Here is a 13,497-nt window from a genome sequence, read left to right on the forward strand (position 1 = left end):
CCGAGGCGGAACCGGCCCTCAGACCAACGGCCTGACCGACATCAGCAGATGCTGGTGCGCGGGCGGCGACGCCCCTTCCGCCGTGTCCAGCGCGTCCTCCTGGGTGTCGTGTCCGGTGAGCATGGCGCGCTGCCCCGGGCCCATCAGCCGGAACCGGACGACCGGTGCGTCGAACGAGGCCAGCGCGTCCATCAGGTAGGACGGGTTGAAGGCGACCACCATCTCCTCCACTCCCGCGAGCGCGGCGGGCAGCCGCTGGGACGCCACGTCGTCCTCGTAACCGGCCTGGAGCAGCACCGAGTCGCCCTGGAAGGCGAACTGGAGCGGGCTGTCGTTGTCCGCCACCACCGAGACCCGCTTCACCGCCTCTGCCAGGGGCTCGCGCTCCGTGACCGCCGTGACCGGGTCCCCCATCGCGAACAGCTTGTCGTGGCGCGGCAGTCGGCCGTCCAGGAGCCGGACCGTGGTGCGCATCCCGGCCAGTTCGAACCCGGCGGAGCCGTTGTCCAGCGCGAGGCTCACCATGCCCGCGCGGCCGAAGGAGCGGGCGATCTCGGTGAGCCGGCGGGCCGAGACCACGACATCGGCGGAGGCGTCCGCGGCTTCGGGCTTCCAGCCGAGGGTGCGGACCGCGAAGCGGTAGCGGTCCGTCGCCGCCAGGGTCATCCGGTCGCCGTCCAGCCCCAGCCGGATCCCGGTGAGCGTCGGCAGGGTGTCGTCCCGGCCCGCCGCCACCGTCACATCCGCGACGGCCGCCGCGAACTCCGCGCTGTCCACCGCGCCGAGGACCTCCGGCAGCGGCGGCAGCGAAGGGTAGTCGTCGAGCGGCAGCACCGACAGGCCGAATCCGGCGCCGCTGCCCGTGACCGTGAAGCGGGAACCCTCCACCGCGCACTCCACCGCGCCCTCGGGCAGCACCCGGCACACGTCCAGCAGCCGGCGGCCCATCACGAGCACCTTGCCGGGCCGCAGGATCTCGGCGTCCACCTCGATCCGGGCGGACGCCTCGTAGTCGAGCCCGGAGACGCACAGCCGGCCGTCCGCCGCCTCCAGCAGCAGACCGCCCAGCACGGGAACGGGTGACCTCGTGGGCAGCACCCGGGCCGCCCAGCTGACAGTGTCGGCCAGTACGCCGCGCTCGATCCGGAACTCCATGGTGGTGACCTCTCCTCGTGCGCCGACGGCCATCTCTGGTTCCGACGCTAAGGGGCACCACTGACAACGCGGCTCTCGGCGGGAAGGGCGGCTGCGCCGACGGCAGCGGCCACCCCCGTGAGCCGCTGCCGTCGTCCCCCGTGCCTCTCCCCCGAAAGGCCCGCAACCGCGTTCGGACTTTAGGCCGCGGGGTAGGGGGCGGTAAAGATTCGGTTCGCACTGTGTGGCCGGTGAGGGGTATCAGTTCGCACAGCCAAACCGGTACTCTGCGCTCCGGTTTTCGGCAGGAGCAGCGCAGGACCGGGTGGGAACAGGGCAGGAGCAGGGGGCGGTGTGCACGCGCGGAGTCGCGCCGACGACGTCATACGGATGCACGGACTCGCCCGTGCCGGTGGCTCACGGGAGCTGCTGCGCTGGCTGTCCGGCCGGGCCGACGGCTGGGCGGGGCTGCTCGGCGGCGACGGGACCGTGCTGTACGGCGTCGCCCGGGACCCGGACGCGGCGAGCGCCGGATCGGCCGCGACCGCGGCCGAGGGGGTACGGGAGCTGACGGCGCTCGGCGCCCGCTCCCTCGCCTTCGACCGGGGTGGGCACACCGCGTTGATGTTCGCCCTGGACGGGCCGGCGGACAGCGCCGCACCGGTTCTCGCCGTGATCGCCCGCCGACCGCTGCCGGAGCGGCTGGCGGTGCTCCTGTCCGACGCGGCCCTGCCGCTCTCCATGTGCTGGGCGGCCGAGACCGTCGAGCGCAGGCGGCGCCGGGTCGATCTGGCCGAGTCGCGCGGCCGCGAGGCCGTACTGCACCTGCTCATGACCGGCCAGCTGTCGATCGCGCACCAGGTGGCCGGCGCGCTGAAACCCGCCCTGCCCGACCCGGTCCGGGTCTGCGTCGTCGAGTGCCCCGGCGACAGCAGGAACGAGGTGGCCCGGATCTGTACGGACCTCTCCGGCGGCCGGTCCTGGATCGTGCGGTGCCCGGTGTACGCGCGCCATCTGATCCTCATCGCGCCGGCCGGACCGGAACCGCCGGACGGGCGGCTCGGCCCGGAGGTGGCCGCGGTGGTGGACGACTGCGTGGTGGGCATCAGCGAGGACGTACCGCTGTCCGACACGGCGACCGCCTACCGCCAGGCGTTCCACGCGCTGGCCGTCGCGCGCGGGCTGCCCGGCCGGCACGCGGGATTCGGCTCGGCGCCGGAGCCCGCGCTGGTGGTCGGCGCCGAGGGTGCACGGTGGGCCGACGCCTTGCTGGCGCCGCTCCTCGGCCACCTCCCGAGGCGCGGCCAGGACCCGGGCAGTCAGGAGCTCGCGGCGACCCTGGCGTCCTGGCTCGCGTTCTCCTCGCACGCGACCGCGCACCTGAAGATCCACCGCAACACCCTGGCCGCCCGGCTGCGGCTGATCGGTGAGCTGCTGGGCCTGGATCTGGACCGGGTCGCCGACCAGTCCGCGCTCGATCTGGCCCTGGCTGTCCGCGCCACCCCCACCCTGCCCAGGCCGGACCGCCCGGCCGGGGAGACGCGTCGGCCCGCCCCACAGACCCCCGCCCCACAGCCCCCCGCCCCCTCGCTGGACGAGATCCTGCGTACCCCGGCGGTCCGTGCCTGGGCGGCCCAGGAGCTGCGCCCGCTCGGCGCCCCCGGTGCGGTGGGCCGCACAGCCGACCCGTACACCACTCTGCGCACCTGGCTGGAGTGCGAGGCCCAACTCGGCGCGACGGCAGCGACGTTGTCCATCTCCGTACCGGCGGTGCGCAAGCGTCTCACCCGGCTGGAGACCGTACTGCGGCGCTCGCTCCTGCGGACGCCGAGCGCCCGCTACGACCTGTGGCTGGCGTTCCGGGCGCTGGACCTCAGCGGGGGCGGACAGCCGGACGGGGGGCACCCGCGGCCATGAGGCCGCCGGTGCCCCCCGTCCACGGGAGCCCGCGCGTCAGCAGCTCAGGTTGGATCCGGGCGTGGTGCCGAGGATCGAAACGAAGGCCTGGTACTTGTCGATCCGGCTCTGCACCTGGGCGGGGTTGCCGCCGTTGCACTCGATGGAGCCGTTGATGGAGCGGATCGTCTCACCGAAACCGGCGCCGTTCACCATGGCGTTGTGGGCGGTCATGGTGCCGGGGCCGTTCTGGGTGTTCCAGTACCAGAGACCGGTCTTCCAGGCCACGGCCGCGTCCTGCTCGACCAGGTAGGGGTTGCCCAGCAGGTCGATGCCGAGGGCGTCACCGGCGGCCTTGTAGTTGAAGTTCCAGCTGAGCTGGATCGGGCCGCGCCCGTAGTACGCGGCCGTGCCGGCCGGGCAGCCGTAGGACTGGCTGGTGTCGCAGTAGTGGGGGTAGTTGGCCGTGTTCTGCTCGACCACGTACACCAGACCGCCGGTCTCGTGGCTGACGTTGGCGAGGAACGCCGCCGCCTCCTGCTTCTTCACCGTGTCGCTGCCGGTGTTGGCGAAGCCGGGGTAGGCGTCCAGCGCGGCGGTCAGCCCGCTGTACGTGTAGAAGGGGTTGCGGCCCGGGAACATCTGGTTGAACTGGGCCTCGCTGACGATGAAGTCCGCGGACGAACCCGGGTCGCCCGGGTCGGTGCCGCCGCCGCCACAACTGCCCGCGTCCGCCCAGACGTCGGAGCTGCCCGGCGTCTCGTTCTGGGTCCACCACTTGGCGGTCCAGTTGTGCCCGTTGTACGAGGCGGAGCCGCCGCCCGTGTAGACGGACGAGGAGTTCCAGGCTGCCGCGCAGTCCGCTGCCGACGCGGTGGTGGCGGGGAGGATGACAAGCGTCGCGACGACCGCGCCCAGCGCGGTGAGCAGGCCCATGATGCGTCTGATCATGTGAACACTCCTTCGGTGCGGCGCACCGAGCTCATCGGTGCGCCGCCATGGGGGGTGCCGACACTCAAGCGCTCTGGTCTGGACCTGTCAAGGTCTAGACCATCGGGAGGAAACCTTCCCATTCCGAGGCCGCCACCCGCCCCGGCCGCCGGACATCCACGCGATACATGTCCCCAACAGCGCCGATTCCGGAGGCAGTCACTCCGTACCCGGCCCCGAGACGGCGACGGGCCCGAAGGTAAAAAACCTTCGGGCCCGTCCAGCATGCGGGACACTCTACTGTCCGACCGGTCAGCCAGACTTCACCTGATTGGCCATCAGCACGTCAGCCCGGAGCCGGGATCGGTCCCGATGATCCCGGTGATCCGCTCGTAACCGGCGACCCGCGCCCGCACCGAATCGGGGTTGCCGCCGTCGCACTCCAGCGCGCCGTTGAGCGAGCGGATCGTCTCGCCGAATCCGGCGCCGCCCACCATGGCCTCGTGCGAGGTCATGGTGCCGGGGCCGTTCTGCGTGTTCCAGTACCAGAGCGCGGTCTGCCAGGCGACCGACGGGTCCTGCTCGACCAGCCACGGATTGTTCAGCAGGTCGAGGCCGAGGGCGTCACCGGCGGCCTTGTAGTTGAAGTTCCAGCTGAACATGATCGGGCCGCGCCCGTAGTACGCGGACTGACCGGCCGGGCAGCCGAAGGGCTGGCTGTAGTCGCACTTGATCCAGTAGTTGGCCTCGTTGATCTCCTTCACGTACTGGAGCCCGACCGACTCGAAGTCGGCGTGGGTCAGGAACGCCGCCGCCTCCCGGCTCCGCATCGCCTCGGTCCCGGTGTTCGCGAAGCGCGGGTAGGCGTGCAGGGCGTCGATCAGCCCCTGGTACGTGTAGAAGGGGTCGCGGTCCGGGAAGATCCGGTCGAACTCCGCCTCGCTGATGGCGAAGTCGGAGACTCCCCCCGTACAGGCCCCGGCGTCGGACCAGACGGTGGTGGCGCCCGGATTCTCGTTCTGTGTCCACCACTTGGCCGTCCAGTTGCGGCCGTGGTGCGAGACGGTGCCGCCGGCCGTGTAGGCGGTCGAGGAGCTCCAGAGCGGCGCGCACCGCTCCGCCTCTGCGGGTGCCGCGCTTGCGGCGGCGGGGAGGAAGGCCGCCGTCGCGATGACGGCACTCAGGACGGTCAGGACGCTCTTGATGCGGTTCAGCGCTGCTCACTCCTTCGAGAGGACGGGGCGTGGCACGCCGCAGACCTCAGCGGACGGGCCGTCCGGACATCCCGACACCCAACCCCGATTGGTCTGGACCTGTCAAGGTTCGGGCCAATCGCTTCGCCGTGGACGCCTGTTGGTCACGCATCGGCCAGCCGTCCGCCCGTCGGCACCCCTACGGTGACGCGCACCCGAACCCGTACAGGCGTCCGGCAGGCAGGAGGCCCGGAGCATGGAGTGGCTCAGCGCCGAGAACGTCGTGGCCGTGGCGACCGCCGTGCTGGGCGTCCTCGCCTCCATCGGTGTGCTCTGGTACGAGCGCCGGGTGCCCCGCCGCAAACGCATCGGCTACCGGGTGCAGATGGACACCCCGATCGGCAGCGACGCGGGCCAGGGCCGGGCCAACGTCCGGCTCGGGCTCTTCGACGAGACCCCGGACATGTCCGACGCGACGCTCGTCCTGCTGCGCGTCGAGAACGACGGATCGCAGTCCATCGCCCGCGGCGACTACACCGGTCCGGACGAACAACTGCACGGCCTGGTGGTCGAGTTCACCGAACGCCGGGTCCGCGGCATCGCCGTCACCCACTCCCCGGGCGCCGACCACCTCATGGACCACTTCACCCCGTCCGCCGGGCTGCGCGAGAGCGGTTCGCTGATCCGGCTGCCGCGCGTACCGCTCAACCGGGGCGAGCACTTCAAGCTGCTGGTCCTGCTGACCGGCTCCCGGGTGGGCTCCCCGATCCGGGTCACCGGCGGCATCCGGGACGGCGAGGTGACGCCGAACAAGGCGGCCCGCCCCGACGAGAAGCCCCCGATGTTCGGCCGGGCCGCCCGGTTCATCACCGTCGCGCTGACCGTCTGCGTCGTCACGCTGGCCGCCATCATCCTGGTGCGGGACGACACCCCGCCGCCCATCGGCTGCGCCCGCGGCGAGCTGACCCTGACCGGCTCCACCGCCTTCGCCCCAGCGCTGCGGGAGCTGGCGGCGAAGTACGGCGAGGCGTGCGAGGGCGCCACCGTCACCGTGGACGCGCACGGCAGCACCGCCGGGATACGCGAACTGGCCGAACGGGGCGCGGCGGACGGGAAGTCCGGCTCAGCGAAAGCCGGTTCGCCCGCCCTGGTGGCCTTCTCCGACGGGCCGGGGCCGAGCGGCTTCCCGCAACTGCGCGAGAACCGCGTCGCCGTCTCGCTCTTCCGCCTGATCCTCAACGACCGGGTCCCGCTGAGGAACCTGACCGGCGACGACATCCGCCGGATCTACCGGGGCGACATCCGCGACTGGCGGGAGCTGGGCGGCCCCGACCTCCCCGTGCTGCTGGTCAGCAGGGACGCCAACTCCGGTACCCGCGAGGTGTTCCAGCGCCGCGTCCTGGGCCGCAACGAGCCCGCCCAGTCCTCCCGCGACTGCACCACGAAGGACGACCCGCAGGCCCCCGTCATCCGCTGCGAACTCGACTCCACCGAACAGGTCCTGGCCACGGTCGGCCGGCTCCCCGGCGCGATCGGCTACAGCGAACTGCGCTCCGGCGCCAAGCCCGCCGGGGCGCACCCGGTCGCCATCGACGGCGACACCCCGTCCGCCGACACGATCGCCAGCAGCGGCTACCCGTACCGGGAGATCGAGTACGCGTACACCTACGGCAGCCCGCCCGCCGACTCACTGGCCTCCAGCTTCCTGGCCTACCTCAGCCGGGGCAGCGGCCAGGACGTCATCCGCACCCACGGCCACCTGCCGTGCGCGACGCCCCAGGGGCTGCGGATCTGCGGGGAGGAGTGAGCGACTCCGCTGACTTATGCCGGAGGACCGGGTCAGGCAAGGTCTCCCATCCATACGCGGCGACCCAGCTCATCCAGTTCGGTCTTCAGACGCCGGCATTCCGGCAGCGCCCTTCCCAGGAGGCGCCAGTACTCGGGACCGTGCCCCGGCACCCGGACATGGGCCAGTTCGTGGGCCACCACGTAGTCGACGAGATGCATCGGGAGCTGGAAGACCGCCCAGTGCAGCGAAATCGTCCCGTCGCCGCTCGTACCCGCCCGGTAGCTGCCCCAGCGATGCCCCAGATCCCTCACCCGTACCGTGGGCTCGGGCAGATCCATCCGGGCCGCCCAGGGTTGCAGACGCCCCTGCATCCAGCGCTGCCCCGCCCGGCTGTACCAGTCGGCCAGCGCCTTACGTCCGAGAACCGGGTCCGCCGCGACCGCGCTGTCCAGCCTCAGCCTCCCCGCGACAAGACGGACAGCGGGGACCGGGCGGCCTTCGTCCAGCGCTCCGTCAACGACGAGGATGCGGTAGTCCCGCCCCAGGTACCGGTGAATTTCGCCGTCCCTGAGGGACCGGGTGGGGTGGAGCTGCCGGCGTTCCTCGCTGAGACGTGCCTTGGCGGCGATCCAGCCCGCGCTGGATCGTACGAAGTCCTCAGCCCGCCGGACTTCGCACCCCTTGGGCACGTGAAGCGTGAGCGATCTGTCCCGCTCGACAGTCAGGCCGAGGCGCCGACGGCGAGCACTGATCCGTACGCCCAGTTCCCGCCCGTCGACGACCAGCACCCCGTCCTCGGTGAGCTCGGGCTCACCGAGGACGGACACGGGATCGGGACGCGGAGACGACACAGGCCTATTCTCGCCGCGTTTCTGACCTGAACGCTTCCAGGTGTTGTGCCGCATAGCCTGCGAGTGTCGAGGCGAGCCGGTTCACTTCCTGGCGCCCCTCGCCCCGCAGGCGGTACCCCGCGTCGCGGAGACGCACGTAGAGGCACGCCTCCAGATTCGCCACATGCCTGGCCTCACCGCCGAAGGAGGCCAGGCTCACCCGGTTCGTGATCTCGTCGTACACCTCGGCCACGACCCGGCGCAGCTCCTGCGGCTCCGCGGTATCCAGCAGCTCGCTCTCCGTCAGCTTCTCGCCGATGAGGACGTAGAGCCGCTGCTCCATGGGGGTGAGATCGGCAACGGCCGGATCGGCCTCTTCCGCCTGGACTGCCCGCTCGACCAACGGTCCCAGCTCGCGGACGATGTCCTCCCAGCGTCCCGCGAACTCCTCCAGGACCCGCTCCAGCTCCACGGACAGCTGCCGGTACACCGCCCGGTCCTCCACCGCCTGCCGCTCCTCCAGGTGGTAGCGCAGCCCCTGGATCTGTTCGGCCGCCGCCTCGCGCACCGGCAGCCTGCTGACCACCTCGTCGAAGTCGGGCGCGAGGATCGACACGGGCGGCACGGCCTCGTTCACCTCGTACGCCTCAAGGTGGTCGGCGATCAGCGCCCGCACCTTACGGCCGTAGCCCCGCATCGCGAAGCCGCCGCCGGTGTCGTCGCGGTAGTGGCGGCGCACGCGCATCTGGAGCACGCTCCACGCGCGCGCGTCGGGCATGAACTCCAGGGCGTCCTCGTGCGGCAGCACGCGGTCCACCGCCCCCAGGAACTCGCCGATCTTCTGGTCGAAGTCGGCCCGCCGTGCGGGGTCCGCGAGGGCGAGCACGGCCGCGGCGAGTCCCGCTCGGGTGGTGAGGCCCGTCGCGTCGATTCCCTCTGCCGCAAGGAACGTACGGAATTCGCCGGCCGTCCGGCCGAGCTCCGGCAGTTCCTCCGACATGTCACGCAGCGAATCGAGGGCGCGCGGATTGCCCTGATAGGCGGCCAGGGTCACGGCGAGGTTGTTCAGTACGCCGTAGTAGTCGACCACCAGCCCCTCCGTCTTGCGCCGGGCCGGCCGGTTGACGCGCGCGATTGCCTGGAGCAGTTCGGCATCGCGGATCGGACGGTCCAGGTAGAGCGCCTGCTCGATGGGCGCGTCGAAACCGGTGAGCAGCATGGACTTCACGATGAGGAAAGCGATCGGCGGCGGGTCGGCTGCCTCTTCACCCCAGACCAGGTCGCTCCACGGATTGATCCCGCCGACGGCCCCGGCGGGAACCGGGTCGGGCTCGACAGGGGGCGTGTAGGCCCAGGGGTTGTCGGGGGGCAGCTCGGGGAACGGCTGGAGGAACCGGGCGATGTGATCGCGCCTGTTGTCCTCGTCGGTCCACTCGCGCCACCTCCCGTCCTTCTGCTCCGTGCCTGCCGAGATCACGGGCACGAAGTCGATCCGCCGGAGCAGTTCCTGGAACTGCCAGGCGCGCAGGAGAAGCGATTCCTCGCGGGTGTAGCTCTCCGGCGGCCGCCCTCGCAGGGCTTCCCGCCGCCCGGTCCCGTCGAACTCCGCTACGCGCCTCAGCAGTTCGGTGCGCGCCTCCTGGAAAGCGTTGCGGTAGAGAACCGCCGCCTTCCGGCTGACCACCGCCACCTGGGCCTTGAAACCGCCTGTCAGCGGGCCGGAGACATAGTGCTCCAGCATGTCGGCGGCCTTGCGCCAGATCAGCGGTGGCGACTCCGCCACGGCCCGCTTGGACGGGGTGCTGTACTTCGCCCGGACACGGGCCCTTTCGCTGACCTCCAGCGGCTCGATCAGGTCCTCGAAGCAGTCGTCCAGGTGCTCGCTGTCGCGGACCTCGGCAGTGGTCGCCCGGCCCGAGTAGCGCACCGGCACGACGACCTTGTCGCGTTCGGCCTCCGTCATCCGGTAGGTGTCGAGGAACTCCGGCTCTCCTCCTGGCGTGGTGCTCGGCTCCAGCCCGAAGATGCGCCCGGTGTCGGTGAGCCTGCCCTCCATGAGTGGGGTGCCGGTGAAGCCGACCCGTGCCGCGTTGGGCAGGGCCTTGCGCAGGCAGGCGTGGAGCACGGAGGTGTGGGAGCGGTGGGCCTCGTCGACCAGGACGAGGACCTGGTCGGAGTCGCTGCACTCGGGGAAGATCCGTGCGGCCTTGCGCAGGGTCTCCTCGTCCGGCGTCGGATCGGCGACCTCCTGCGCGCTCAGCCCCGCCGCGGCCTTCGCCCGGCCGGCCTCGAACTCCCCGTCCAGCGAGCGCTCCTCGCCGCCGGCGGTGTCACCTGCCCCGTCCTTGCCGCCGACCAGATCCCCGAGGAACTTCTGAATGGTCGCGAAGACGACCGCACGTCCACCGTCGCGTCCGGCCCGGCCCAGCAGGCTCTCCAGGTCGGTCCGGGACTTCGCCTCGCGGACCTCGGAATCGCTCAGCGCGACGGCCTTGCGCAGCTGCCGCTGGAGGTCGATGCGGTCAGTGACGGCGACGATCGTGATGCGGTTCAGGGCGGGGTCCGGGCTGGCATGCAGCCGCCGGGCGAGGAACTGCATGGTGAAGCTCTTGCCCGCGCCCTGGGTGTGCCAGACGACCCCGCCGCGCTCGTCGCGGTCCCCACCGGTGAGGAGGCGGCTGCGCCGGTTTCGGAGCCGGTCGACGATCTTCTCGGTGGCACGGTACTGCTGGTGCCGGCAGACCACCTTCGCCGTCCGGGGCTGGCGTGCGGCACGGCTCCGAAGCTTGGTCCCGGAGGTGTTCTTGTCGTCATCGAGCGGCTTCTCGAAGACGTAATGCCGGACGATGTTGAGCATGTTGCCGGGCCTGAGGACGATCGCGGTCAGCTGCTGCTGAAGCGTGGGCGCCCCGTTCGCCTCCAGCAGCCCCCAGCCGCGCAGCTCCTGCCGGAGGTGTTCCGTCTTCGCGTAGTCCGGGCTGATGCTGCGCCACAGGGCGTAGTGCTCCTCGGAGGAGGAGTACGTGCCGAGCGCGGCGTCCGTCCCGTCGGCGGCGACCAGCAGCTGGGCGGGCGCGAACAGGTGCGGAACGCCTCGCAGGGCTCCGGGCCCGCTGCGGGTGTCGTCGTCCACGGGACGGCCCGTGTAGGCGCGCAGATCGCGGATGGCCTTGCCGAGGGGGTCCGGCACGTGCGGCGACTTGCACTCGATGACGACGAGCGGGATGCCGTTGACGAAGAGCACGAGATCCAGCACGGCCGGCTTGCCGTCCGCGTCGCAGACCCGGAGCTGATCGACGACGAGATAGTCGTTGCGGACCAATCGCTCTTCCCGGCTGCCCTCCAATGCCTCGTACGACCAGTCGATGAACCGCGTCTTGACGTCCTTGTCGTCCGGCCCGGCTTGCAGGATGCCGCCCAGGATCAGATCGGTCGCGTCACGGTTGGCCTGCGGCAGCGACTGGGCCGACACGTGGCGTGCGGCGGCCCGCAGGGCGAGGACGGCGGGGTTGGCGTGCGCGTCATCCGTCATCCACGGGGAGCACCGGCGCACAGCTGCCCGTAGCCGCCGCTCCAGCAGTACGTCCCTGAAGTCGTCACGCTCACCTGCGGCCGCCAGCCGGGCGCCCTTGATGTGCTGCCACCCCATCGCCTTGAGGTGCTCCAGCAACGGCCACTCCGCCTCGACCTGCTCGGTCGTTCCCCCGACCTTTTCGGCAGCCATCCCCGTGCCTCCCCCGCGTACCGACCGACGTACTCGTGAACCCGTGCGAGGGTCCATTGTGCGCCAGGGGTGGTTCGGGCATGCGGGCCAGGCCCCGCAGCGGAGGTTGCGGGGCCTGGCGATGGGGACTTCCGCCGTCAGACCTGACGGCGGGTGGTGAGGGTGGTCTTCCGGCAGGCCGGGAGGTTGGCGGCCCGGGTGATGAGGGAGGCCGTGTCGTCATCGAGCGCGCAGCAGAGCTGGGCGTGCAGCGTCTCGGCCTCGGCGGGCGTCAGCCGCAGTGCCGCGTCCGCCTCGAAGGCACCGTCCCGACGGAACCAGAGGTCGATGGCGAGCGACCCGTCCGCCTCCCGCCGCACGGGCTTGCTTGGCACCCGGCTGACGCGTACCTGCTCCGAGCCGCTCATCAGGCCGCCCTCCTCGTCGTCGCGAGCACGAGGCTGCCCGTGCTGTACGCCTGCGCCGCCCCAGCGGTGACCACGAACCCGTCGAGCGCGAGCCGCAGGGCGGTGCGGCGGGCGCGGCGTTCGGGGTCGATGGGGTGAGGCTGGGCACGACGGACGAGGCGCAGGGTGCTGTGGGGGTAAAGGGGTTGGGGTGCGGTGAAAGTTACGGGGGAGGCTACGGGGTCGGGCAGGCGGAAGGCGCGCAGGACGCGCGCCAGGACGGGCAGAACCACGTCCACGAGTGTTCGTGACAGGTGGGTGCGGATACGGTGGAACATGCTGACGCTCCTTCGAGGCGTTGGCCATGCCCCGGGGTGGTTGCACACCGCCGGGGCACTTTTGCGTAACCCACCGGCCTTCAACACACCGTGTGAGCTATGCGACACCCACAGTAGAGCCAACATGTCGCGCGAGACAACATGTTGCGCGAACCGCCTGAACTGGCATATGCCGCGATGGGGGCGCCCCCGCCTACGCGAAGTCGTCAAACTCCCCCGCCTTGGCGCCCGCAAGGAACGCCCGCAGCTTCTTTCGCGAGGTACGGACAACCACCTCGGGGTCATCGCTCTCGCGCACGAGGATGTCTCCCCCCTCTTCAGCCAGCTCGACACAACTCCCCGTGTCTGCGGAGAAGGAAGACTTACGCCACTGTCGTTCCACTGATTCCTACTCTCAGATCCCCTTGACCAGCCGCCGAATGAACCCGACGGACCCCTCCGGCTCGATAGCGCGCTCGCGCATACGATCAAGAGCCGCACGGTAGTTCACCAGGTGAGTCTCCGCGTGAAGAAAGGTCACCCCGGTGGGGACATCGATCTGAACCGTGTCCAGTGCAGCAACCGGGCCGCATGCGTACAAGGTCGAGCTCCCCGCGTTTGCGAACCCTCCGGCCTCGAATGGCACTACACGAAGCGTGATGTTGGACCGCTCGGTCTGCGCGAGCAAGAACTCCAACTGCCTACGCAGCACGTTGCGATCACCGAACCGCATCCGCAACGCTGACTCGTGAACGAGGAATTCGCACGTCGGCGGGTCGGAGCGATCGAGGAGTGCGGAGCGCCTGACGCGAAACTCGATGTGCCGCTCCAGATCCGCGGGGTCCATGGTCGGCACCGCTTCCGCGAAGATCCCGCGCATGTAGTCGGGCAGTTGGAGCATGCCCGGCACATGCATGATCTGCGCCGACAGCAACACCGCCGCATGGTGTTCCATCTCAGCGATGTCCAGAAGGCCGGCGGGCAACAAGCCCCGGTAGTCATCCCACCAGTTGGGCCCACGCTCCCTGGCCATCGCGACGAGGCCGTCGACATAGTGCGCGTCCGGGCAACGGTAGTTCGTCGCCCAGACCCGGACGCGGTCACTGCTGACACCGGAGCGTGCGGACTCGGTGTTGCTGACCGTGGTGCGGTCGGTGCGATGGAGGGTGGCGGCCTCGTTGATCGTCATCCCAATGTGCTCGCGCATCCTGCGCAGCTCGACGCCGAGGCGGCGTTGCCGTTCGGTGGACGGCTTCCTGACGGCCATCAGCCTCCCTTTCTGCCGCTACTGAACCGAG

Annotated in this window: 11 protein-coding genes; 2 read left to right on the forward strand and 9 right to left on the reverse strand. The window is 70.8% G+C overall.

What is annotated here, in order from left to right; all coding sequences use genetic code 11:
* Positions 1-18: 18 nt before the first annotated feature.
* On the reverse strand, positions 19-1,155 hold the full coding sequence (gene dnaN, locus ACZ601_RS17750; protein ID WP_469539485.1) for a DNA polymerase III subunit beta: 1,137 nt from the start codon (positions 1,153-1,155) through the stop codon (positions 19-21).
* A gap of 369 nt (positions 1,156-1,524) precedes the next feature.
* Here dnaN and ACZ601_RS17755 point away from each other — a divergent pair, with 369 nt between their 5' ends.
* Positions 1,525-3,051, forward strand: coding sequence for a helix-turn-helix domain-containing protein (locus ACZ601_RS17755; protein ID WP_469539488.1), 1,527 nt, complete (start codon positions 1,525-1,527; stop codon positions 3,049-3,051).
* 36 nt (positions 3,052-3,087) lie between these two features.
* Here the strand turns inward: ACZ601_RS17755 and ACZ601_RS17760 are convergent, their stop codons facing one another.
* Positions 3,088-3,981, reverse strand: coding sequence for a glycoside hydrolase family 19 protein (locus tag ACZ601_RS17760; RefSeq protein WP_440576072.1), 894 nt, complete (start codon positions 3,979-3,981; stop codon positions 3,088-3,090).
* A gap of 317 nt (positions 3,982-4,298) precedes the next feature.
* Complete coding sequence (locus ACZ601_RS17765; protein ID WP_469539490.1) at positions 4,299-5,174, reverse strand: glycoside hydrolase family 19 protein; 876 nt, start codon at positions 5,172-5,174, stop codon at positions 4,299-4,301.
* Positions 5,175-5,409: 235 nt separating this feature from the next.
* On the opposite strand from ACZ601_RS17765, the gene ACZ601_RS17770 reads away from it, so the two are divergent.
* Positions 5,410-6,960, forward strand: a complete 1,551-nt coding sequence (locus ACZ601_RS17770; protein WP_469538708.1) for a substrate-binding domain-containing protein — start codon at positions 5,410-5,412, stop codon at positions 6,958-6,960.
* 32 nt (positions 6,961-6,992) lie between these two features.
* Here ACZ601_RS17770 and ACZ601_RS17775 read toward each other — a convergent pair whose 3' ends face one another.
* From ACZ601_RS17775 to ACZ601_RS17800, 6 genes are all read right to left on the reverse strand, one after another.
* Positions 6,993-7,793 (reverse strand): M48 family metallopeptidase, encoded by an 801-nt coding sequence (locus ACZ601_RS17775; RefSeq protein ID WP_469538711.1) that lies wholly within the window; start codon positions 7,791-7,793, stop codon positions 6,993-6,995.
* Positions 7,794-7,797: 4 nt separating this feature from the next.
* On the reverse strand, positions 7,798-11,496 hold the full coding sequence (locus tag ACZ601_RS17780; RefSeq protein WP_469538714.1) for a type I restriction endonuclease subunit R: 3,699 nt from the start codon (positions 11,494-11,496) through the stop codon (positions 7,798-7,800).
* Positions 11,497-11,633: 137 nt separating this feature from the next.
* Positions 11,634-11,903, reverse strand: coding sequence for a hypothetical protein (locus ACZ601_RS17785; RefSeq protein ID WP_469538717.1), 270 nt, complete (start codon positions 11,901-11,903; stop codon positions 11,634-11,636).
* Entirely contained in the window at positions 11,903-12,220 is a 318-nt protein-coding gene (locus tag ACZ601_RS17790) for a hypothetical protein (protein WP_469538719.1), read from the reverse strand. Before ACZ601_RS17790 ends, ACZ601_RS17785 begins: the two co-directional genes overlap by 1 nt.
* A 193-nt stretch (positions 12,221-12,413) precedes the next feature.
* Positions 12,414-12,602, reverse strand: coding sequence for a DUF397 domain-containing protein (locus ACZ601_RS17795; RefSeq protein WP_469538721.1), 189 nt, complete (start codon positions 12,600-12,602; stop codon positions 12,414-12,416).
* Between the two features lie 12 nt (positions 12,603-12,614).
* The gene (locus ACZ601_RS17800) at positions 12,615-13,466 is read right to left on the reverse strand and encodes a Scr1 family TA system antitoxin-like transcriptional regulator (RefSeq protein ID WP_469538724.1); all 852 of its coding nucleotides are present in this window, start codon (positions 13,464-13,466) and stop codon (positions 12,615-12,617) included.
* Positions 13,467-13,497 lie beyond the last annotated feature (31 nt).

Source organism: Streptomyces sp. NPDC104307 (assembly GCF_055584045.1).